The sequence below is a fragment of the uncultured Pseudophaeobacter sp. genome (assembly GCA_905479575.1).
Taxonomy (GTDB): domain Bacteria; phylum Pseudomonadota; class Alphaproteobacteria; order Rhodobacterales; family Rhodobacteraceae; genus Pseudophaeobacter.
The window spans coordinates 86,140-107,514 of the sequence record CAJQNB010000003.1 but is presented as its reverse complement, the minus strand read 5'-3'; the positions used below and the strand labels follow the sequence as shown (position 1 = coordinate 107,514).

The following is a 21,375-nucleotide window of genomic DNA, read 5'->3' as shown; positions in this document are numbered from 1 at the left end:
ATCCCCATATGCTGGGATTTGAGCAGCTTGAGCGGGTGCTGGAACGCACCGCCAAGACTGGAAACGAAGGCTATCCGCCTTTCAACATCGAACAAACTTCTGATTTCAGCTATTGTATCACGCTAGCGGTGGCAGGGTTCGCCGAAGATGATCTGGCCATAACTGTGGAGGATCGCCAGTTGGTGATCCGGGGTCGTCAGGGCGAAGACAGTGACGGGCGGGTCTTCCTGCACCGTGGAATCGCTGCCCGGCAGTTTCAGCGCATGTTTGTGCTGGCCGATGGGGTCGATGTTGGCGAGGCCGTGATGGAAAACGGGCTTTTGCACGTGGATCTTACGCGATCGCGTCCGGAAACCGTGGTTCAGACAATCAATATCAAGAAGGGTTAAGAAACATGCATACTCCGTTTGACAACTCTACTTCCGACGCGTCTGGCGCGCGCATTGTCTATGTAAAAACGGTTGCCGTTGGTGATCTGCCAAAAGACATGCAGGCCAGTGCCGAGGGGCGCGAACAGCTTTATGCGGTGCATGATGCCGAAGGTGAACAACTCGCCGTGGTGACCGACCGCAAGCTGGCCTTTGTTCTGGCCCGGCAAAACGATTTCTCGCCGGTTGCGGTGCACTAAGGCGCAGGTCGCGACTGTCGTGCCTGAACTGAGCTGATCCCGGGCGATTGGCTTGGCTCTTGCGGGAGGTTTAACCTCAGCCCAATCTTGGCTAGGCTTCCCGCAAATGAATCAAGCAGATAGGGGCGGCTCGATGAGCAGATTTGATTTTGACTGGGTCGATGCCTTTTCGGACCGGGCCTTTGGCGGCAATGGCTGCGCTGTTGTACATGGTGGCGCCCATTTGCCAGTGGAGACCTGCACCGCCTATGTGCGTGAAACGTCATTGGTTGAATGTACATTTACCGGCCCGTCTGATCTGGCCGAAATCCGAGTGCGCTATTTTCTGGCCAGCCGCGAGATCCCCTTTGCGGGTCACCCCACAATTGCCACCGTGGCCGCGATGCGCGACCGTGGGTTGATTGGCGAGGGTCAGATCCGGCTGGAGACCGGCGCCGGCATCGTGCCGGTGACCATTGCAGGCGATCAGATTGAAATGACCCAGATTGCGCCAGAGTTCGGGCCAAAACCCGATCCCGCCCTGGTGGCAGCGGCAATTTCATTGCCGGTTGAGGCGATTTTGGGCGCGCCGCAAAAGGTGTCAACCGGATTGCCCTTCTGCATAACTGTGCTCAAAGATCAGACCGCCTTGGCGCAGGCGCAGCTTGATCTTCCGGCGCTGGCCAGGCTGGGCCAGGCGCTGGGGGCGGATGGCATTGATATGATGGAGCCGTTTCTGGTGACCCTGCAGGGGGCAACCGAGCTGGGGGATACCTATTCGCGGCTGTTGATGGCGCCGCCCAGCCCGCCCGAAGATCCCTTTACCGGCTCTGCCACCGGGGCGATGGCGGCCTATCTGTGGCGCAATGGCCTGATGCAACAGGACAGTTTTGTCGCGGAACAGGGCCACGGCATGGGGCGACCGGGCATGGCGCGGGTCACCCGGCTGGGCCCTTGTGATGCCTTGCAGGGCATAAAGGTGTCCGGCACCGGCTTTGTTTTGATGCGCGGCTCTGTTGACCTGCCGGATCAAACCTGATCTCAGATCCTGAACTGACGGGAACCGATGACTATGACAGGCCCAGAGACAGCCCATGTCGCGCCGCCGGCGATTGCAGTGATGCCCTATGGTGGCAAACTGGGCAAAGCCCTGGCCGAACGCCCGCTCAGCGAGATGGAGTGGCCTTTGGGCTGCCCTGATCGGCTGGTTGGAAAACAGGTCAAACACATGGCGCCGCATGATCACCTGATCGTCTTTGCCAAGCGGGCCATGCATATCCAGTCGCATCGCTGCTGCCCGGCGCGGATTTCGATGATTGTGGCAGAACCCAAGATCATGTCTGCGGATCACCACCGCATATTGCGGCTAAGTGCGCGGCGCTTTTTCCGTGTCTTTACCTATGACCCCCAGCTCTTGGCGCGGTTGCCAAATGGGCTGATGCTGCCCTTTGGCACCACCTGGGTGCCGGAGTGGCAAGAGCTGCAGATCGCCAAAACCAAAGAGTTGTCGCTGATCGCCTCGGCCAAGAATGATCACCCTGGCCATAAGCTGCGCCATCAGATTGTGGCCTACCTGCAGGCGCAGATGCCCGAGGCGGAGATCCTGGGCCGTGGCTACAAGGCCTTTGAGGATAAATCGGAAGGGCTGGCACCTTATCGCTATTCCGTGGTGATCGAAAATGTGCGCGAGCAAAACTGCTTCACGGAAAAACTGATTGATGCGATTCTTTGTGAAACGGTGCCGCTGTATTGGGGCTGTCCGAATATCAGTGATTTCTTTGAGGGCGAGGGAATCATTCTTTGCCGCAACCAAGCGGAGTTCGAGGCTGCGTTTCAGCAGATCGGCCCAGAGGACTATGCCCGGCGATTGCCTGCTTTGCGGCGCCTGAAACAGGCCGCAGCAGACTATGGCGACCTGTCGTTGCGCGCCGCCCGTGCCCTGCGTGACAGTCTGTAGCTGCGGTCTGTTTCAGGCAGGGCTTTCGCAATTAACTGAAGTTTACTCAGGTCCGCCGGGGCGCGCCGTAATCGCGGAAAACCACGGTGAGACTGAGACTGACAAATAAACGGCCCGTCCTTGGGAAGGACGGGCCGTTTATCTGTTCAGGGCGATTGCCCAGGCTGCTCGGGTTGGCAGTTCGGGCAGGCGGCTTAGCCTGCGATCAGCCCCATGTTTTCCAACTTGAGCAGAACCTGATGGGCGCAGTTGTCCACATCAACATTTTCGGTTTCTACGCTCAGCTCTGGGTTGACTGGCACATCATAGGGGTCGGAGATCCCGGTGAACTCTTTGATCTTGCCTTCGCGGGCCAGTTTATACAGCCCCTTGCGGTCGCGGCGCTCGCATTCTTCCAGCGAGGTGGCGACATGCACTTCAACAAAGGCGCCAAAGGCTTCCACGTCTTCGCGCACGGCGCGGCGGGTGGTTGCATAGGGGGCAATGGGCGCACAGATGGCGATACCGCCGTTCTTGGTGATTTCCGACGCGACATAACCGATGCGGCGGATGTTGAGATCGCGGTGCTCTTTGGAGAAGCCCAGCTCGGAGCTGAGGTTTTTACGCACGATATCCCCATCCAGCAGGGTCACCGGCCGACCACCCATTTCCATCAGCTTGACCATCAGCGCGTTGGCGATGGTGGATTTACCCGACCCAGACAACCCGGTCAGGAAAACGGTGAAGCCCTGCTTGGAGCGCGGTGGCTTGGTGCGGCGCAGTTCTTTGACCACCTCGGGGAAGGAGAACCACTCGGGGATTTCCAGACCTTCGGCCAGACGGCGGCGCAGTTCGGTGCCCGAGATGTTGAGGATGGTCACATCATCCTTGTCTTCGATCTCGTCGATGGCCTCATACTGCGCGCGTTCCGATACCCAAACCATATGTTTGAAATCGACCATTTCGATGCCCATTTCTTCTTGATGGGTGCGGAAGAGTTCCTGCGCATCATAGGGGCCGTAGAAATCTTCACCGGCAGAGTTTTTGCCGGGGCCGGCGTGGTCGCGGCCAACGATGAAATGGGTGCAACCGTGGTTTTTGCGGATCAGCCCGTGCCAGACGGCTTCCCGTGGGCCGGCCATACGCATTGCCAGGTTCAGCAGGCTCATCGCAGTGGTCGAGGCTGGGTATTTGTCCAGAACGGCCTCGTAGCAGCGCACGCGGGTAAAGTGATCAACGTCGCCGGGTTTGGTCATGCCAACAACCGGATGGATCAGCAGGTTGGCCTGAGCTTCGCGGGCGGCGCGGAAGGTCAGTTCCTGGTGGGCGCGGTGCAGCGGGTTGCGGGTCTGAAAGGCCACGACCTTGCGCCAGCCCAGTTTGCGAAAATAGGCGCGCAGCTCATTTGGGGTGTCGCGGCGGGCGCGGAAATCATAGTGCACCGGCTGCTGGATGCCGGTGACAGGGCCGCCCAGATAGATGCTGCCAGCCTGGTTGTGCAGGTAGTTGACCGCGGGATGTGCGTCATCGTCGGCGCCAAATACCATTTCGGCCTCGCGGGCCTTGTTTGGCGTCCAGCGGTCGGTAACGGTCATGGTGGCGAGGATCACGCCTTCCTGGTCGCGCAGGGCGATGTCTTCGCCCACTTCCAGGGTCTCGGCAAACTCTTCGGACACATCCAGGTTGATCGGCATCGGCCAGAGCGACCCATCGGCCAGCCGCATGTTTTCCACAACGCCGTTGTAGTCATCCTCGGTCAGGAAGCCTTTGAGCGGGTTGAAGCCGCCATTCATCAGAAGCTCAAGATCGCAGATCTGGCGCGGTGTCAGGTCGTGGCTTTTCAGTTCGCCTGCGTCAATTTTCAGCTTTTGAGCAGAGTCATAAGAGACATAGAGCTCGGGGATAGGAGCCAGATTGTTCTGCATTGGATGAGTCCTGTGTTTAATGGGAGGCAAGCCGCTGGCTGTGCCAGTGAGTTCCGCATAAAGCGCGTTGTATTCAGCGAGCTTGCGGGAGAGGAATTGATCGGTCAGGCGACGTTTTTCGGAGGCGCCAGCCCTGGTCAATGTGTAGGTATAGCGCTGCCGTTTGTCGGGGCCGGGGCGGTCGCTGATTGCGATCAATCCGGCATCCGCAGCCGCGCGCAGCTGGGTGTTCAACCCGCCCAGGGACATACCCAAAGCCGAGGCCGTCGCGCGCTGCGAGGCCTCCGGCGCCAGGTCCAGCTGGCGCAGGAGTCGGAAGAGCAGGTCTTCCTCATCCGGGGTAAGATTTGAGTTGGCTGCAGTCATGGTGTCTTGATCAGTGTATGTTCACGCGTGAACGCATCGCATAAATTGCTGCAGCTGCAAAGGGGAAAATCTCACAAATTAGTGCAAAAGGCCCGCATTGCAGGGCTGCAACGCAGTCTGGTTTGATTTATCGGGTGTTCTGGGGGCGCTGTTCCTGGTGGGCTCCCCAGAGGGGGACACAGGACCGCACCGGGGCAAAACTTAGGAACGATAAGTTTGGCCTGTTTGAGCGTTTGGTGTTGGGGGCAACGCAAGGGCGGGGAGGCGAAGGTCAGCGCTCCTGGTCGGTTGCGACAGCAAATGTGGTCGCCTCTGGATCTGTGAGGGGAGACAGCAGTTGTTCCAGGGTGGAGGCCTGGGCAACCGGCAGGGCGCGGACGGGATGGTCGACGCCGCGCAGGGAAAAATCCTGCAACATCGCTTGTGGCGCGACCATGCCCGCCGCCTGCACCACAGAGTCCGAAATCAGCAGCTCGACCCCCAGCTCCTTGGTTTTGGCCTCCAGCCGACTGGCGGCATTTACTGCGGAGCCGATCAACGTGCGGGGGGCGTTGTCGGTGGTGCCAATTTCCCCCAATACAACGGTTCCGGTATGCAGCCCCATGCCGATACGCACCGGGTCTTCGCCCTCTGAGGCCAGCATCCTGTTAAAGCGCGCCAGGGCGACGCCAATATTGCCCGCGGCAGTGATACCTGCTTGGGCCGACTGTTCCGGGCTGTTCATTTCAAACAGGGCCAACAGCCCATCGCCCATGTATTTGTCGACGGTGCCTCCGGCCATGGTGATTTCAGGCACGATAGCATCAAAGAAGCGGTTCAGCAGAAAGACAATGTCATAGGGCAGCAACCCGGCCGAGCGTGCGGTAAAGCCGCGAATATCTAAAAACAGGACCGCGATGGTTTTTTCAACGCCCTGGGCTGAATGGACCTGGCGGCGTCCTTTTGCCTGGTAGACGCGCTGGATCGACAGCGAGGCAGTTGGCCTGATCTGGCAGGCCAGCCGCACATTATCGCGGGCTTTGATCGCTTTCAGCGTCCGCGCCTCGGCGCTGCTGGGCGGGGCGAGGTTTTCCAGCCCCTTGGTGATTTCGATCCGGCAAGTGGTGCAGCGCCCCTTGCCACCACAAAGCGAGGTATGCGGCATGCCGTTGAGCTGAGAAATCTCCAGTAGGGTAAGCCCGTGTTCGATGGTGATCTGGGTGCCATTTTCATAGCGGATCTGCAGGGATTTCCGTTTGCGGATAAAGCGGCGCAGATAAAAGATCAGCACAGCCGCGCTGAGGAGGGCAATAAACAGCCAAAAGGCAAAATCATAGATCTCATATAGGCGGGCAAAGGCCGTGTTATTCGGCCAGTTAAAACTGTCGCGGATCACCGAGGCATTGCCGGGGCGGATAAAGACTGACCAGATGCGACGGCCTTCGGTCAGCAGTCCGGCCAGGGCAAGAGAGGGCACAAGAACGGCCAGGCCGATCATGTAGGGCAACAGCCGGGACCACCAGTCGGTGATCCGCAGCCACATATGCAGCCCAATACAGCCATGCACCCAGACCACCAGCAGCAGCAGATACTGTTGCCAGATCTCTGGGGAATTCCACATCAATAATATGATCGAGGGCATGTCGTCATCTAGCCCATAGGCGCTGGATGCATAGCTGGTGAAGATCAGGTGCTGGATCAATTGCAGAGGGATCAAAAGCCCCAGGATCAACTGCAGTGCTTGTGCCGGGCTCATCCGTAGGGTTCTGCGGCTGGCAACCTGCCACAGGGCCAGGGAGAAATGCGTGAAAAGCGCGGAAAACAACAGTATCTGGCCAGGTGGGTGGCCGGTGAGCAGGCGACGGAATTCCTGCACCTGAAACATGAAATCAGCAGAGACCAGCCCGGCGGCAATATTCAGGAAATGCAGCAAAGCATAGGCAAGCAGAAACACACCGCTCACCGTGCGGCTGCGTTGAATGAGATCCCCACGCCAGAGTACATGTGTCACGCGAACGGCCCCTTCAATTGCACCACGTCAAGGTGTTGGAACTCCCTGGGCAGGTCAAGGTATTTTGGCAGTCTGGAAAAGGGGCAGGGCAGACCGGTCCCGCGGTCTGATGGTCTGGTCGACCAAAAAAGCTATTGGTCGACCAGCAAACGCGCAGCTGTGTCCCCCGGCCTGTCGCAGGCTTCACTGGGGGATTGGGTTTAGTCTTCCTGTTCGGCCAGGAACCGTTCCGCATCCAGCGCCGCCATGCACCCCATACCGGCCGATGTCACCGCCTGGCGGTATTTGTGGTCGGTCAGATCGCCGGCGGCAAAAACGCCGGGCACCGAGGTTTCGGTGGTGCCGGGTTTAACCGAGACATAGCCGCCATTGTGCAGCTCCAGGGTGTCTTTCACCAGCTCATTGGCGGGCGCGTGGCCGATGGCCACAAAGACGCCCTTGCAGGGGATATCGGTGATTTCACCCGTCTTTACGTTTTTGACCTTTATTCCTTCGACGCCCAGGGGGCTGTCGGTGCCATAGACTTCTTCCAGCTGATGAAACCACAGGGGCTCGATCTTTTTGTTCTTGAACAGGCGGTCCTGCAGGATCTTTTCTGAGCGCAGCTCGTCGCGGCGGTGCACCAGGGTGACCTTGGAGGCAAAGTTGGTCAAAAACAGCGCTTCTTCAACGGCGGTGTTGCCGCCGCCGATGACCACGATCTCCTGACCGCGATAGAAGAACCCGTCGCAGGTGGCGCAGGCCGAGACGCCAAAGCCTTTGAATTTTTCTTCGGTTTCCAGCCCCAGCCATTTGGCACGGGCGCCGGTGGCCAGGATCACCGCATCAGCGGTATAGGTGGTGCCGCTATCGCCTTTGGCCACAAAGGGGCGCTGGGAGGTGTCCAACGAAGTAATGATGTCGCCAATGATGTCGCAGCCCATGGCCTTTGCGTGGTCCTGCATGCGGATCATCAAATCCGGCCCCTGCACCTCACTATCACCGGGCCAGTTTTCCACCTCGGTGGTGGTGGTCAGCTGACCGCCGGGCTCGATGCCCTGAACCAGAACCGGCTCCAGCATGGCGCGGGACGCATAGACGCCGGCGGTATAGCCTGCCGGGCCGGAGCCAATGATCAGAACCTTGGTGTGACGCGTGTCGCTCATCTCGTATCCCCAAATTTGCAAGCTAGGCTGCACATGATGCTATAAGTGGTGGCTGCGGCCACCGTCGCCATTGCATATAGCGGCAGGGCTGCGGCTCTTAAACCCCTGATGACGCGCCAGGGGCACGGCAGGAGCCCGCAGGGATCACGCTTTTGCGATTTTGGCACCGCCCCGTTTGCCGCCCGTATTGGCGCTTGTATCTGGCTGTTGCAAAGATTAGGTCGCCTCTGTGAAATAATATTGCGTGGCCCTGCGGCGGTGCTATAAGAAACGAAAATCGACAGGAGCTTTTCATATGGTCACAACCCGTCTTGATCCGATTGATCGCAAGATACTCTCGGAATTGCAGGCCGATGGGCGCATGACCAATGTCGAACTGGCCAAGCGGGTCGGCATTTCGGCCCCGCCCTGTCTGCGCCGCGTCCGTGCGCTGGAAGAGGCTGGCCTGATAGGCGGCTACCACGCAGAGGTCAACGCCCGGGAGCTGGGCTTTGAGGTGCAGGTTTTTGCCATGGTCGGGCTGGAAAGCCAGGCCGAAGCAGAGCTTTCCGCCTTTGAGGAACAGTGCCGCAGCTGGCCGCTGGTGCGCGAATGTCATATGCTGAACGGGGAGGTGGATTTCATTTTGAAATGTGTCTCGCCAGATCTCAGCACCTTTCAGAGCTTTCTGACCTCAGAGTTGTTGACCACACCCAATGTGGCCAGCGTCAAGACCTCGCTGGTTATTCGCGGCGCCAAGGATGAACCAGGTGTTCCCTTTGATGTGCTGGAAGAGCGCCTGCAACGGGAAGCCTGAGGGCGGATAAACCCCAACCTGGTCCCAGACCGCAGCCTGGTATCGGCGCAGTGGTGCTTTATGCTTTAGGGCGCCAAAGCACAGGCTCCCCCGGCATCCCCCGAGTGCGCGCACTAGCCCCGCAGCGGGCTATCTGTTGCTTCGGCTGCCCGCGCGTAGGCCAGTGGGCCAAATCCGCTCAGCGAATCCACATGGCTAAAGAGATTGAAGTAGAGCGTCTTGATCGCATAGCTCACCAGCTTTAGCGCCTCCGGGCCGGGGTGATAGGTCTCAAACTCTAACCCGCCGACTTTGATCACCGCATGTTTTGGCAGACAAAGGTGGAACAGGTCGACCACGGTGGGGGGCGCGGTTTCAAAGATGTTCATGCCATCGCGGAATTCTTCTGCCAGGGTCAGCAGCAGCGGTGTACCGGTGGTGCCGCGCATCTGCGGCGGCATGCGCAGCAGCCGTGCCGCCGGTCCGGCCACAACGCAGGAGGCGGGCTTTTGCAGCCCCAGACTGTCGGGCATGAAACTGGTCAGCCGATGGCAGCGCCCCTTGGCATCACTGCGCGAGGGAACCAGGCTGGTGGAGCCTTTCCAGATCAGCGGCTGGCTGCCGCCACCCTGGGTGAGGATTTCGTCGCCGGGCAGCAGGTCTTCAACCGCAATGGGCCCCTGGGTGGTTTCCACCAAAGAGCCCCGTGTAAAGGCGCAAAAAGCATCCTCAAAGATCGGCAGGGCGGGGGCGATGTGGCGGGTCTCAGCGATGCCGCCATTGGGCAGCAGGCTGCTGACCTCATAGCGCCGTAACTGCGTTTTGTTGGGCAGGCGCAGCGCGGCGGGATCTTGCAAAAGTGCGCTGCTTTCTGCGGCCTTGGCAGCGGCCTGTTGCAGGGAATGCGGAAGTGTCATTGGCTTAAGACCTTTCTGGCAAAACACGTCAGGGGCGCGCGCCCTCCATCGGCAGAAAATGGAGAGACCTGGCGCCGGGGAGGCAGGCCAGGGATGGGGGCCTGAAACTGGCCAGAGAAGTGCGCTGTGTTCTGCATCGTAAAAATGTGCACGACGGTGCCTTGTATGTAATGTCTCAACGGCCCAGAAGGTGCTGCAAGGGAGCTGACCTGGAGGTTGGTTCCGTAAAGACTGTGGCGGGTATTGACTAAAAAAGGGTCACCGCAAACGGAGGGCCTTGGCGGGATCCGGGGGCTGCAGCGGGCTCATATAAAATTCCATGAGACAGTCTGACTTGGGCTGCGCGGATCTTTGGCCACAGGAATCCGCGCTTAGGCGCGTTTCAACCGCGCTGCGGCAGGCAGGTCTTTTTGCGATGTTCGCCGCTGGACCAGATGCGCCTCACGGACCGATCCTCGGCTCCAGGGCATTTTCGTAGTCTCTGATTTTGCAGTCGAAATTGCCGATTTCAAAAACCGTTCTCTGGCTTTCATTGTGCGTCTCCTACCTGGGATGAGCGGTGCTGTCGCGGCTCTGTTGATCCCTTTATCGGTAATCATTACGCCCAGAATGTGGCTCATCGGTGGAATTGTGTGACTGCCCGCCAGGCAGAGCCGCACCAGACGCAGGTCTGGCGTGCGCGGCGTCAAGTCATTATGTTTTATATAAAATTCTTGGCGCTTTTAGAAAAATCCCGGCTGGTAAGCCGGGGGATTTGGGCAAAAATGGCGCAGCACTGCCCAGATCTGCCCTCACAGGGTGATGCAGGAAATTAACCTTCCGTAGTCGGCTTCGCCAGCATGGGTGGTGCGGCGGTAGGAGTAAAACAGCTCTGCATTGCTGTAGGTGCAGTGGCGTGTCCATTCGGCCTGACCAATGCCCGCCTGCCGCAGCAGGTGCAGCCCCAGGCCAGGCAGGTCAAACTGATAGCGCCCCTCCCGGCCCTGGGCAAAGAAACGGCTATGATCCGGGTCTTTTTGCAGAAAATCGTCAAAGAACTCAGGGCCGACCTCATAGGCGCGTTGCGAGATCGAGGGGCCAATGACCGCGCAGGTCTTGGCACGGTCTGCGCCCAGATCCTCCATCGCCTGCAATGTTGCCTCCAACACCCCGTCAAGCGCCCCGCGCCAGCCGGCATGGGCCGCACCAATGACCCCGGCCTCTGCGTCGGCAAACAGCACGGGCTGGCAATCCGCTGTCAGAATACCCAGCGCCACACCGGGGGTGTTTGTGACCATTGCGTCGGCGCGGGGGCGCGCTGCGGTGGGGCCGGTGATGACGGCCACATCCGGGGAATGAATTTGATGCACGCCAACCAGCGCCGTGGGGGCCACATTCATCGCCTCGGCGACACGGGCGCGGTTGAGCGTCACCGCCCCACGTTGGTCGCTGGAACCAACGCCGCAGTTTAACCCCTGAAAAATTCCCGAGGAGGCACCGCCGCGACGGGTGAAAAACCCGTGGTGCACAGTATCCAACAGCTCAGAGGTGAGTATTTCCAGCGTCATGCATTTAATCCTGGTGGTGGGGCGATATTGGCCGGGGTCAGACCCAGTACTTTGAACAGGTTTCCCATTTCCGTCGGATGCGTCAACCGTCGATGTGCCGCGATCAGGCTTTCCAGCGCCGCGCCCTCCAGCCCTGCGGCCAGCGCGCGGGCGCGATCGGTGATGCCGAGCCGTTCCAGAAACACGCCCTGCGGGGTGAGTTTGCTATAGGCGCAGCCCGCCCCTGCCGCGACAGAGCAGAGCACCTCAAAATCAACATGGGCGGTCAGATCTGCCTCGCCCGGGGTTTGCAGCGGGTCGATGGGCGCATGGGCTTTTAGCGCTTGCAGAGTATCGCCCAAAGAGCGCCAATCGCCGTAGTCGATGATCAAGGCGCCGCCGCCCTGGCTGGCAATGCGCTGGGCCAAAGCGGCGGTGATGGGGGCGGTTGCCGGGCTCAGCTCGACCAGGTCATCGGCTTTGGTGTCCTGCAGGCGGTGCTCCAACGCAGGTTGCGGCGCTTCTGGTCCCAGTCCAAAGCTCAGACTATTGGCCACCAGGCCAACACGTTTTTCGCGCCAGCCGTCGCTGTCGCGGACAAATTGGCGGATGGGCAGGGCGTCGAAAAACTCATTGGCGACCAGAAACAGCGGCTGATGTGGCAGCGCGTCGACGCTATCGACCCAGGTGACGTCATAGCCTGCCAGCGCTTGTGCCTGTTGCTGTTGCAGGGCGGGCGAGGCCTCAACCAGATACAGCCTGAGCCCTGCGTGAAAGCCGGGCACACCGCGGGTGGCCCGCAGCAGATCCGCCATCAGGGTGCCGCGTCCGGGGCCGAGCTCTGCCAGGGTAAAGGGGGCGGGCGCGCCCTGATCCAACCAGCACTGGGCCAGGGACAGGCCGATGAGCTCACCAAACATCTGGCTGATTTCCGGCGCGGTGGTGAAATCCCCCTGGGCGCCAAAAGGGGTTTGGCTGGTGTAATAGCCCAGGTCGGGGTGCAGCAGGCATTCGCTCATATAGTCGGCCAGGCTGATGGGGCCGTCGCTGCTGATCCGGGCTATTAACTGGTCTTTTAGGGGGCTCATGGGGCCGGATCCGGGCTGGGTTTGCGCCGCAGGGCAAAATAAAGCCCCAGCGCGATCATCGGCACGGAAAGGGCTTGCCCCATGGTGAGCCCATAGCCCCCCAGCTGCCAGGCCAGGCCCAGGGGATTGCCGGGGGTGACAAACTGCGCATCGGGCTGGCGAAAGAATTCGACAATAAACCGGGCCAGGCCATAGCCGGCCAGAAACACGCCCAGGTTCAAGCCGGGCCGCAGCAGGCTTTGGCGTCGCCAGGTTAGCCAGATCAGCACCGCGCCGAGCAGCAACCCCTCCATCGCGGCTTCATAGAGCTGCGAGGGGTGGCGGGCGCAGAGCTCTCCCAGGGCCTGACCGCAGGCCTGAGCCGCCTGTCCGGGAAAGGCGACGCCCCAGGGCAGATCGGTGGGGCGGCCCCAGAGCTCGGCATTGATGAAATTGGCCAGACGCCCCAGCAGCAGCCCGGCCGGAACCGTATAGGCTACCAGATCAGCCATCTGCAGTTTGGAAACCCCGTGGCGGTGAGCATAGGCCCAGGCCGCGACAATGACCCCGAGCAGGCCACCATGAAAGGCCATGCCGCCCTGCCAGATCCGCAGGATCTCGCTGGGATGCGACAGGTAGTAGCCGGGCTGGTAGAACAGCACAAACCCTAGACGCCCGCCGAGAATCACCCCCAGAATGATCCAGGTCAGCAGATCTTCGACCTGTTCGGGGCGCATCGGTGGCTTTTGCCCCGGCCAGAGCGCAGGCGATTTGAGCGCGCTGACAGCGAGGCGCCAGGCAATCACAATGCCTGCGATATAAGCCAAAGCGTACCAACGCAGGGCAAACTCCATGCCAAACAGGGGAATCGAGAAAATCTCGGGCGAAATGTCGGGGAAGTGGATCATGGCCTGCATGTGGTCCTGAATGCCTTTGCGCGCAATTGAAAGTCAACGGCTTGCCCGCGACCCTTTGCGCCTCCATATAGGGGGAATGAGTGATACGGAGAAGATGATGCAGAGCCGAAACAAGATCATGGACGACATTTCGCAGCTGATGACCAATGCAATGGGCGTGGCCCAGGGCGCAAAGGACGAGGCAGAAACCGCGATGAAGAGCCTGATGGACCGCTGGCTGGCGGATCACGATTTTGTCACCCGTGAGGAATTTGATGCTGTGCGCGCTATGGCTCAGAAAGCGCGGGAAGAGAATGAAGCCCTGAAGGCGCGCCTGGACGCGCTTGAGAATAAAGGCTGACAATCCTGTGTATCCTGGCGGGAGAACGGCGGAGCTTTCAGTTTGAAATAGTCCCGGCTGGAGAAGGCCCTGTTGTGACATGTCGGGCCTGCGGGGCACCAGGAGGTGCCTGTCTTGCTGCAGAAGCTGCCTGTGCCGCTTCAGAGCTGTTGGCCGCATCAAGCCGAGATCTGGGTTGCCTCCGGCGGAGGTATTTTTAGAAAGATGAAACACAAGTCTCTGTAGAGGTCTCCGTTTCGGTGTTGGCCTGAGGTTGCTGTAGGCCAGTCTTGTTGTGGACCTGTGGTTGATGTGGCCTTGTCCCGGCACGGAGCCTGCTTGGGGGCTGGTGCAAAGCGCTGCGGCGCGTCACCGGGTGGGCGGCTGCCGATCAGAGCAGGGTAGGGGCCATTGGCCGGCCTGCCGCGCCCGTTACGTTAAGTGGCGTAATCTGGAACCAGGCGCTGGAGTTTCTCCAAACAGCATATTTGGCGCGCAAAAGTGCCGATATCTTGCGGCCCACAGTTATTCGTCCACAACTTATTGAAGATATCCCCAAATAAAGGGTTGCCAGAGTCTACACCCCTTGCCACCATATCTAGTATGGAGGCGGGGATGCTCCCCGGTCCGTTGACCAGAAACCTAGCTGTAGGGGGTAAAATCGGTCCCAACGGCTAGAGACCTGAGAGGTGAGACATGGCCCTTTCCGAATTTCATCTGGACGACGATATTCACCCGATTGATATTGTCGAAAACCTGGCGGCCCATCACGACTGGGATTTTGATCGTATCGGGGATGACCAGATTGCCATGGCGGTAGAAGGCCAGTGGCGTACCTATTCACTCACCCTGGCCTGGTCGGCCTATGAGGAAACGCTGCGACTGGTTTGTAGCTATGAGATGGAACCGCCTGCGCCCAAGATCCCGCAGCTATATGAGTTGATCAATCTGATGAATGATCAATGCTGGGCGGGGGGCTTTACCTATTGGGCTGATCACAAGGTGATGCTGTATCGCTATGGGTTGGTTCTGGCCGGTGGACAGTCTGCCAGCCCGGAGCAGGTTGATGCGATGATCCATGCGGCTGTGTCCAATTGCGAGCGCTACTATCCGGCGATTCAGCTTACTACCTGGGCAGACAAATCCCCGCATGAGGCAATACAGGTTGCCATTGCAGAGGCCTATGGTCGGGCGTAAGTCTCTGTGCTGAGAAGACAATTGAGTGGCAAAGGGTGAGCGGATGATCACAAGTGATATTGAAACACGTGGGCTGGTGCTGCTGGGCTGTGGCAAGATGGGCTCGGCCATGCTGGCGGGCTGGCTGAAGGGGGGATTGCCTGCCTCTTCGGTCTGGGTGCTGGATCCCAACCCGTCAGACTGGCTGCAGGCCACGGGTGTACATATCAATGTCGACCTGCCGGCGATGCCTGCCCTGGTTCTGGTTGCGGTCAAACCGCAGATGATGGGCGACGCCTTGCCAAAATTGCAGGCGCTGGGCAATGGCGAGACGCTGTTTGTTTCGGTTGCGGCGGGGACATCAATCACCAGTTTTGAGGAAACCCTGGGGGCGCAGACCCCCATTGTGCGCGCCATGCCCAATACTCCGGCGGCCATTGGTCAGGGGATCACGGCGATCATCGGCAATGACCATGCTTCGGCAGCAAATCTGGATATGGCTGAGGCCCTGCTGGCGGCGATTGGCCAGACCGTGCGGCTGGACAGTGAGGCGCAGATGGATGCCGTCACCGGGGTCAGTGGCTCTGGTCCGGCCTATGTGTTTCATTTGATTGAGACCCTTGCCGCCGCTGGCGAAGCACAGGGGCTGCCCGCAGATCTGGCGATGCAATTGGCCAAGGCGACGGTTGCCGGGGCCGGGGCACTGGCGCAGGCGGCCGAGGAAACTCCCAGCCAGCTGCGCGTCAATGTCACCAGCCCCAATGGCACCACCCAGGCGGCGCTTGAGGTGCTGATGAATGAAGAGAGCGGCTTTCCCGATCTGCTGACCCGCGCGGTGGCGGCGGCGACCCAGCGCTCCAAGGAGCTGTCCCGTGGCTGAGATTACATTTGACGACTTTCTGCAGGTGGATATTCGCGTCGGCGAGGTGATCCGGGCCGAGGCCTACCCGGAGGCCCGCAAACCGGCGATCAAGATCTGGATCGACTTCGGGCCCGAGATTGGCGAGAAAAAAACCTCGGCCCAGGTGACGGCGCATTACACCCCCGAGGGGCTGATTGGCAAACAGGTGATGGCAGTGGTGAATTTTCCGCCGCGCCAGATTGGCAAATTCATGTCAGAGGTGCTGGTGCTGGGCCTGCCGGATGAGGCTGGAGAAATCCGGCTGGTTGGCCCCGATGGTCCGGTGCCTTTGGGTGGTAGGATGCATTGACGATGAAACTGTTGATTACCCGCCCGATGACTGCGGCGGTAGAGGCGCGGGCGCGGGCAGAGTTTGACGTGGTGATCCGTTCGGAGACCACGGTGCTAAGCCATGACGAGATGGTCAGCGCGCTGCGGGACTATGATTTGGTGATGCCAACGCTGGGCGATGGCTTTGATGCTGGGGTCTTTGCAGAGGTTGCAGAGCCGCGGTGCAGGCTTTTGGCCAATTTTGGCGTTGGATTTAACCACATAGATGTGGCGGCGGCCTCTGCTGCTGGGGTTTTGGTCAGCAATACGCCAGGTGCTGTGACCGATGCGACGGCGGATACCGCCCTGACCCTGCTCTTGATGTCTGCGCGTCGCGCCGCTGAGGGCGAACGTCTGGTGCGCAGTGGCGACTGGCCGGGATGGCATCCGACGCAGATGCTGGGCCAGCATGTGACCGGCAAGACGTTGGGTGTGATCGGCATGGGGCGCATTGGTGCGGCTATTGCCCGGCGCTGCCACTTTGGTTTTGGCATGCAGGTATTTTACACCGCGCGCAGTGACAAATCCCCGGGCTTTCCTGTCACGCGATTGCCGGATTTGCAGCAGCTGGCGGCGGCGGTGGATTTTCTCGTGGTGGCGGTCCCCGGCGGCGCAGAGACGCGGCATCTGGTGGATGAACATGTGCTGGCAGCGATGCAGCCCCACGCCCATCTGATCAACATCGCGCGCGGCGAAGTGGTTCAGCAGCAGGCCTTGGTTGCGGCTTTGCAAGAACAGCGTATCGCCGGAGCGGGCCTGGATGTCTATGAGTTCGAGCCAGAGGTGCCGCAGGCACTGCGGGATCTTGATAATGTGACGCTGCTGCCGCATCTGGGCACCGCAACCGAAGAGGTGCGGAGTGATATGGGGCATATGGCCTTGGACAATATCGCCGCCTTTGTGGCAGGAGCGCCCCTGCCAAACGCGGTCTAGTTCTCAGCAGCGACAGCGGCGCGCCAGTGGCGGCGGCACAAAGAGACATAGCTTTCATTGCCGCCGATCTGGACCTGGTCGCCCTTGGTGATGGCGCGGCCTGTGGCATCTTGACGGATCACCATGGTCGCCTTCTTGCCGCAATGGCAGATTGTGCGCACCTCGCGCATTTCATCGGCCAGCGCCAAGAGGGCAGCTGAGCCGGGAAACAACTGCCCCTGGAAATCCACGCGCAGCCCGTAGCACAGCACCGGCACCCGAAGATCGTCCACCACCCGGGCCAGCTGCCAGACTTGATCGCTGGTCAGAAACTGGGCTTCATCCACAAAGATACTGGCGACGTCACTTTCAGCAAGACGTGCTTTGATCTTGGCAAACAGGTCTTCGCCGGGGGCAAAGGTGTCGGCCGCTTCACTGATGCCAATGCGCGAAGCGATTCTCCCTTCGCCCGCACGCGAGTCGATCTGCGCCGTCAGCAGATAGGTATCCATGTGGTTTTCGCGGTAGTTATGAGACGCCTGCAACAGAACCGCCGATTTTCCGGCGTTCATGGTCGAGTAGTTGAAATAGAGCTTTGCCATGCCGTCCCCTTACTGCGTCACAGACAGCGGGAGCAAGAGGTAGGCGCGGGGCAATTGCGAAAATCTCATAGTAGATGACCGCTGCAGCTGGGGGACTTTGGCAGGGTGAAAATCCCAGACCAAAAGGATCTGAACCTCTGGAGGATTTAGAATAATGTCACTTATTATTAATGTGTTAAGCGGAATCCAGATCGTTTTTCTGGCGTGATTTTGCAGGCGGCGCGCGATGGTCATACCCTCCCTGACACCCAGGACCTGCTGTCCAAGGGTTGGTCGGCATAAGATGCCGACACATCAGGAAGGGTACTTAGGCGAATAACGTTGCCCACTCTAAAAGCACGGGGAAATGTATCCCGTGTCATAACCAAACCCACTCACTAAGTTGGCTCTGAAACACCTTGGCGGGCCAGAATATACCCACCGTTACTTGCTAAATCCCTGAAAACCTTAGGGATGGTGAAATATTAGCAAATACTTTACAACATCATCATGGGAAATTATTCCCGACCTTCCCCTTTTGGCACGGCATGGCTGGTGAGAATTTATGGCAGAGATTGGTACCTACCTGAAAAAGCATACTGAGGCCCTGGTAAAGGATGTTGGGATCGAGGCAGCCTGCCAGATCACCGGTAAGTCCAAGGCGACTTTGGGACGATATTATTCCGACAATTCAGAACATACGGACCGGTTTATGCCGGTTGATGCCGTGGCTAAGCTGGAGAAAGAGGCTTCCTATCCGCATGTGACCTCTGCGCTGGCGGATCTGAAAAACATCACGCTGTCCTACGGCACCACAGCCGGCAGCAACAGCGATGGCAGCAACACCGCCCGCAGCGGTGGGGTGAATGCCGATGTGATCGCGCTGAGCCAGCGATTTGCTTTTTTGATGAGCGAGTATCAAACCGCCATCGAAGACGGGATTATCACAGTGAATGAGGCCAAGAGGCTGCTGCGGGAAACAGTCATGCTGCAACATGTGCTGCTCGACATGAAGCTCCACCTCGAAGAAGAAAGCACCTAGACCAGTAGGGTTGAATGCTTTGCAGCAGGTTTTCTGCGCGCCAGTGGCGCGCAGTTTTTGTTTACGGGCAATCCTGTCTTAGGCGCTGTGGCGGCGCAGAATTACCGACCCAACAGAGTAGCCCGCACCAAAGGAACAGATCAGCCCCAGATCGCCTTCGCCGAGATCTTCGGAGTATTTTGAGAAGGCAATAATCGAGCCTGCAGAAGAGGTATTTGCATAGTCTTGCAGGATATTGGGCTGCTCATCCGCAGCAGGCGTCCGCCCCAGGGTCTTTTTGCCAATGAAGTCATTCATGGATTTATTGGCCTGATGCAGCCAGAGCCGTTTCAGCGCATCGCGCTGGATGCCTTCATCTGCCATATGGTTGGCAATATGCTGGCTGACCATAGGCAGCACTTCCTTGAACACCTTGCGGCCATTCTGCATGAACTGCATATCGCGCCGATCTTCCACGCCATCGGGACGCGAGCGACGCAGAAAGCCGTTATTGTTGCGGATATTGTTGGAGAACTCAGTGGCGCAGCGGGTTGAGATCACCTCGAAATGGTCGCCTTTGGCATTCTCGATCCGTTCCACCAGGGTGGCGGTTGCCACATCGCCAAAGATAAAATGGCAATCGCGGTCGCGCCACTCCAGATGGCCGGAACAGATCTCTGGGTTGACCACCAGGGCGGCGCGAATGCTGCCCGAGCGGATCATATCAACGGCGGTCTGAATGCCAAAGGTGGCAGAGGAACAGGCAACATTCATGTCAAAGGCAAAGCCCTTGATTCCCAACAGGTCCTGGATTTCGATGGCAACCGCAGGGTAGGCGCGTTCCATATTGGAGGCGGCACAGATCACCAGATCAACGTCCTCGGCGGTCTTTCCGGCTTGTTTTAGCGCCTTTTTGGCCGCGTCCAGAGCGATTTCTGCCATAATGCCGGGTTCTGAATCATCACGTTGGCGCAGCTGCGGGTACATGATTTCGGGGTCGAGAATACCCTTTTTATCAAGCACATAGCGCTGTTCGATACCAGAAGCTTTAAAGATGAACTCCTCCGAGGACTGCGGCAGGGCGGTAAAGCTGCCTGCAGCGATGGCCTCGGCGTTTTCGGCGTTTATCCTGTCGGCATAGGCGTTATAGGCCTCGACCAGCTCAGCATTGGTGATGGTTTCGGAGGGGGTGAAGACCCCGGTGCCGGTAATTGCGGCTGTGTACATGACAGAGACCCTATGGGGAAGAAACGCTACATTTGTGGCGCTTTTTTTACCCAAAGGTCAAGGTTTACGACGGGGCTGGTTGCCGGGTTTTGGCAACAGAAGTGTGATGTTCATCACATGAAAGGTTCAGCGACTGAACTATAGCATGGGAATCACCAGAAATTGATCCGGTCCAAAATGTCAAAAACCGCACCGCCCACCACTGTTGACCAGCAGGCCAGCCCTGAAATGAGGGTATTGCTTGCGATGTTCGCGCTATACTGGCGTATGGAAGATGCCCTGGGAAAACAGGAAATCATCAGCGGCCTGGGACGGGCGGAATGCTATCTTTTGCTGCAGCTGGACCACCCGCGTCGCCTGGGAGAGCTGGCAAAGACATTGATGCTGGTGCCCTCTAGCGTGACCATGGCCGCCGACCGGCTTGAACAGGATGGCCTGGCAGTGCGGCTGCGTGATGCCCAGGACCGACGTGCCTTTTTGCTGCAGCTCACCGCCAAGGGCCGCAGCCTGCGCGCGGCGCTGGAAAAGCGGGCAGAGCAGGCCTTTCGCGAGATTTGTGACCTTAATGACGACGATATACAGAAATTTTCTGTGTTATCAGATAAACTACAAAAGACGTTTTTGGGGGCTGCCAACCGCTGTCCCGGCAAGGAGAGATAAGACATGCCCCTATTGCAAAAGATAGCCGTGGCTCTGATGCCGGTATTGGCCGGTCCAGCGTTGCTGGTGGCTGGGATCACCGCGCCCGCAGCTGTGCAGGCGGAAGAGGTGCTCAAGCCGGTGAAACTGATGACAACGCAATCTGGCACCCGCTTGCTGGAACGGCAGTTCTTTGGCCAAGTGGCGGCCAAACAGACGGTTGATCTGGCTTTTCAGGTGCCCGGACAGGTGATGCGCTTTCCGGTTGCCGAAGGCTATATTGTGCCCCAGGGGCAGCTGATCGCTGAATTGGATCTGGAACCTTTTGAACTGAACCTGGAACAGGCGCGGCTGCAAAAAGAACAGGCTGACAGAACTGTCAGCCGTCTGGAGCAGTTGAAAGGCACCGTGAGTGCGGTCTCGATTGAAGATGCCCAAACCCAGGCTGGGCTGGCGCAGGTGGCCCTGCGCAATGCGGAATATGAACTGCGCCATGCCACCTTGAACGCCCCGTTTGAGGCCCTGGTCTCCACCCGCGAAGTGGAGAATTTCACCACCGTTGCGGCGGGGGCGCCAATTGTGCGCCTGCACGACATGTCAGAGCTGCATATCGAAGTGGATGTGCCGGAGGTGCTGTTTCAGCGCGCCGATCGCGGTGACAATGTTGAAACCATCGCCATCTTTCCCGGCAGCGACGAAAGCTTTCCGCTTCAGATCCTCGAATTCACCGCGGAGGCCAGCAATATTGGCCAGACGTTTCGGGTGACCTTTAGCATGCAGCCCCCAGAGGGCCGCCAGATCCTGCCGGGGGCCTCTGCCTCGGTGCGGGTCAAGGTTGATACCGGTGAACAGGGAATTCTGGTGCCTTCCACCGCGATTGTGACCACACCTGAAGGCGACACCGGCGTTATGGTTTTTACCCCCAAAGGCGGCGAGACCGGCGAGGTGACTTGGGTCAAGGTTGAGCTGGTGGCAACCCAACATGGCGATTTTGCCATTTCTTCCGGTCTGCAAGGTGGGGAGGAAATTGTCTCTACCGGTGGCAGTGCCCTGATCGACGGACAAAAGGTCCGCCGGTTCAGCGGCTTTACGAACTGA

The 21,375-nt window shown here is 59.1% G+C and carries 23 protein-coding genes; 13 read left to right on the top strand and 10 right to left on the bottom strand.

Annotated elements, in window-relative coordinates:
* The 4 genes from QZ268_RS01345 to QZ268_RS01330 all read left to right on the top strand — a co-directional run.
* The coding region (locus tag QZ268_RS01345) for an Hsp20 family protein (RefSeq protein ID WP_295447001.1) at positions 1 to 389 on the top strand (389 nt) is incomplete at its 5' end.
* Between the two features lie 5 nt (positions 390 to 394).
* A complete protein-coding gene (locus QZ268_RS01340) occupies positions 395 to 628 on the top strand; it encodes a DUF1150 family protein (RefSeq protein WP_295446998.1) in 234 nt (77 codons plus the stop codon).
* A gap of 133 nt (positions 629 to 761) precedes the next feature.
* Positions 762 to 1,646 carry a PhzF family phenazine biosynthesis protein gene (locus QZ268_RS01335; RefSeq protein WP_295446996.1) on the top strand — a complete coding sequence of 295 codons (885 nt, stop codon included), beginning with the start codon at positions 762 to 764 and terminating at the stop codon, positions 1,644 to 1,646.
* A 33-nt stretch (positions 1,647 to 1,679) separates the two neighbouring features.
* On the top strand, positions 1,680 to 2,564 hold the full coding sequence (locus QZ268_RS01330) for a hypothetical protein (protein ID WP_295446994.1): 885 nt from the start codon (positions 1,680 to 1,682) through the stop codon (positions 2,562 to 2,564).
* Positions 2,565 to 2,758: 194 nt separating this feature from the next.
* Here the strand turns inward: QZ268_RS01330 and QZ268_RS01325 are convergent, their stop codons facing one another.
* The 3 genes from QZ268_RS01325 to trxB all read right to left on the bottom strand — a co-directional run bounded on the left by QZ268_RS01325 (position 2,759) and on the right by trxB (position 7,969).
* A complete protein-coding gene (locus tag QZ268_RS01325; RefSeq protein ID WP_295446992.1) occupies positions 2,759 to 4,834 on the bottom strand; it encodes a bifunctional sulfate adenylyltransferase/adenylylsulfate kinase in 2,076 nt (691 codons plus the stop codon).
* A 271-nt stretch (positions 4,835 to 5,105) separates the two neighbouring features.
* Complete coding sequence (locus QZ268_RS01320) at positions 5,106 to 6,824, bottom strand: adenylate/guanylate cyclase domain-containing protein (RefSeq protein WP_295446990.1); 1,719 nt, start codon at positions 6,822 to 6,824, stop codon at positions 5,106 to 5,108.
* 200 nt (positions 6,825 to 7,024) lie between these two features.
* A complete protein-coding gene (gene trxB, locus QZ268_RS01315) occupies positions 7,025 to 7,969 on the bottom strand; it encodes a thioredoxin-disulfide reductase (protein WP_295446988.1) in 945 nt (314 codons plus the stop codon).
* A gap of 295 nt (positions 7,970 to 8,264) precedes the next feature.
* Here trxB and QZ268_RS01310 point away from each other — a divergent pair, with 295 nt between their 5' ends.
* Positions 8,265 to 8,765 carry an Lrp/AsnC family transcriptional regulator gene (locus tag QZ268_RS01310; RefSeq protein WP_122074032.1) on the top strand — a complete coding sequence of 167 codons (501 nt, stop codon included), beginning with the start codon at positions 8,265 to 8,267 and terminating at the stop codon, positions 8,763 to 8,765.
* A 113-nt stretch (positions 8,766 to 8,878) separates the two neighbouring features.
* Here QZ268_RS01310 and QZ268_RS01305 read toward each other — a convergent pair whose 3' ends face one another.
* The 5 genes from QZ268_RS01305 to lgt all read right to left on the bottom strand — a co-directional run bounded on the left by QZ268_RS01305 (position 8,879) and on the right by lgt (position 13,171).
* Entirely contained in the window at positions 8,879 to 9,661 is a 783-nt protein-coding gene (locus tag QZ268_RS01305; RefSeq protein ID WP_295446983.1) for a Hint domain-containing protein, read from the bottom strand.
* A 371-nt stretch (positions 9,662 to 10,032) separates the two neighbouring features.
* Positions 10,033 to 10,194: a hypothetical protein gene (locus QZ268_RS01300; RefSeq protein WP_295446981.1), complete on the bottom strand. Its 162-nt coding sequence runs from the start codon at positions 10,192 to 10,194 to the stop codon at positions 10,033 to 10,035.
* Positions 10,195 to 10,452: 258 nt separating this feature from the next.
* Positions 10,453 to 11,208: a peptidoglycan editing factor PgeF gene (gene pgeF, locus QZ268_RS01295; RefSeq protein ID WP_295446979.1), complete on the bottom strand. Its 756-nt coding sequence runs from the start codon at positions 11,206 to 11,208 to the stop codon at positions 10,453 to 10,455.
* On the bottom strand, positions 11,205 to 12,275 hold the full coding sequence (locus QZ268_RS01290; RefSeq protein WP_295446977.1) for an SAM-dependent methyltransferase: 1,071 nt from the start codon (positions 12,273 to 12,275) through the stop codon (positions 11,205 to 11,207). The genes pgeF and QZ268_RS01290 overlap by 4 nt, the downstream gene beginning before the upstream one ends.
* Complete coding sequence (lgt, locus tag QZ268_RS01285; RefSeq protein WP_295446975.1) at positions 12,272 to 13,171, bottom strand: prolipoprotein diacylglyceryl transferase; 900 nt, start codon at positions 13,169 to 13,171, stop codon at positions 12,272 to 12,274. The genes QZ268_RS01290 and lgt overlap by 4 nt, the downstream gene beginning before the upstream one ends.
* Before the next feature lie 97 nt (positions 13,172 to 13,268).
* Here lgt and QZ268_RS01280 point away from each other — a divergent pair, with 97 nt between their 5' ends.
* The 5 genes from QZ268_RS01280 to QZ268_RS01260 all read left to right on the top strand — a co-directional run bounded on the left by QZ268_RS01280 (position 13,269) and on the right by QZ268_RS01260 (position 16,830).
* Positions 13,269 to 13,511, top strand: coding sequence for an accessory factor UbiK family protein (locus tag QZ268_RS01280; RefSeq protein WP_295446973.1), 243 nt, complete (start codon positions 13,269 to 13,271; stop codon positions 13,509 to 13,511).
* Between the two features lie 675 nt (positions 13,512 to 14,186).
* Complete coding sequence (locus tag QZ268_RS01275) at positions 14,187 to 14,687, top strand: YbjN domain-containing protein (protein ID WP_295446971.1); 501 nt, start codon at positions 14,187 to 14,189, stop codon at positions 14,685 to 14,687.
* A gap of 43 nt (positions 14,688 to 14,730) precedes the next feature.
* Positions 14,731 to 15,546 carry a pyrroline-5-carboxylate reductase gene (proC, locus tag QZ268_RS01270; protein WP_295446969.1) on the top strand — a complete coding sequence of 272 codons (816 nt, stop codon included), beginning with the start codon at positions 14,731 to 14,733 and terminating at the stop codon, positions 15,544 to 15,546.
* A complete protein-coding gene (locus QZ268_RS01265) occupies positions 15,539 to 15,877 on the top strand; it encodes a tRNA-binding protein (RefSeq protein ID WP_295446967.1) in 339 nt (112 codons plus the stop codon). Before proC ends, QZ268_RS01265 begins: the two co-directional genes overlap by 8 nt.
* A 2-nt stretch (positions 15,878 to 15,879) precedes the next feature.
* Positions 15,880 to 16,830: a D-glycerate dehydrogenase gene (locus tag QZ268_RS01260; protein ID WP_295446965.1), complete on the top strand. Its 951-nt coding sequence runs from the start codon at positions 15,880 to 15,882 to the stop codon at positions 16,828 to 16,830.
* Here QZ268_RS01260 and QZ268_RS01255 read toward each other — a convergent pair.
* The gene (locus QZ268_RS01255; RefSeq protein WP_295446963.1) at positions 16,827 to 17,411 is read right to left on the bottom strand and encodes a thymidine kinase; all 585 of its coding nucleotides are present in this window, start codon (positions 17,409 to 17,411) and stop codon (positions 16,827 to 16,829) included. The two genes, QZ268_RS01260 and QZ268_RS01255, sit on opposite strands and share 4 nt — an antisense overlap.
* A gap of 544 nt (positions 17,412 to 17,955) precedes the next feature.
* On the opposite strand from QZ268_RS01255, the gene QZ268_RS01250 reads away from it, so the two are divergent.
* Positions 17,956 to 18,432, top strand: coding sequence for a hypothetical protein (locus tag QZ268_RS01250; protein ID WP_295446962.1), 477 nt, complete (start codon positions 17,956 to 17,958; stop codon positions 18,430 to 18,432).
* A 78-nt stretch (positions 18,433 to 18,510) separates the two neighbouring features.
* Here the strand turns inward: QZ268_RS01250 and QZ268_RS01245 are convergent, their stop codons facing one another.
* A complete protein-coding gene (locus tag QZ268_RS01245) occupies positions 18,511 to 19,638 on the bottom strand; it encodes a beta-ketoacyl-ACP synthase III (RefSeq protein ID WP_295446960.1) in 1,128 nt (375 codons plus the stop codon).
* 228 nt (positions 19,639 to 19,866) lie between these two features.
* Here QZ268_RS01245 and QZ268_RS01240 point away from each other — a divergent pair, with 228 nt between their 5' ends.
* Both QZ268_RS01240 and QZ268_RS01235 read left to right on the top strand, forming a co-directional pair.
* Entirely contained in the window at positions 19,867 to 20,298 is a 432-nt protein-coding gene (locus tag QZ268_RS01240) for a MarR family transcriptional regulator (protein WP_295446958.1), read from the top strand.
* A gap of 3 nt (positions 20,299 to 20,301) precedes the next feature.
* A complete protein-coding gene (locus tag QZ268_RS01235) occupies positions 20,302 to 21,375 on the top strand; it encodes an efflux RND transporter periplasmic adaptor subunit (RefSeq protein ID WP_295446956.1) in 1,074 nt (357 codons plus the stop codon).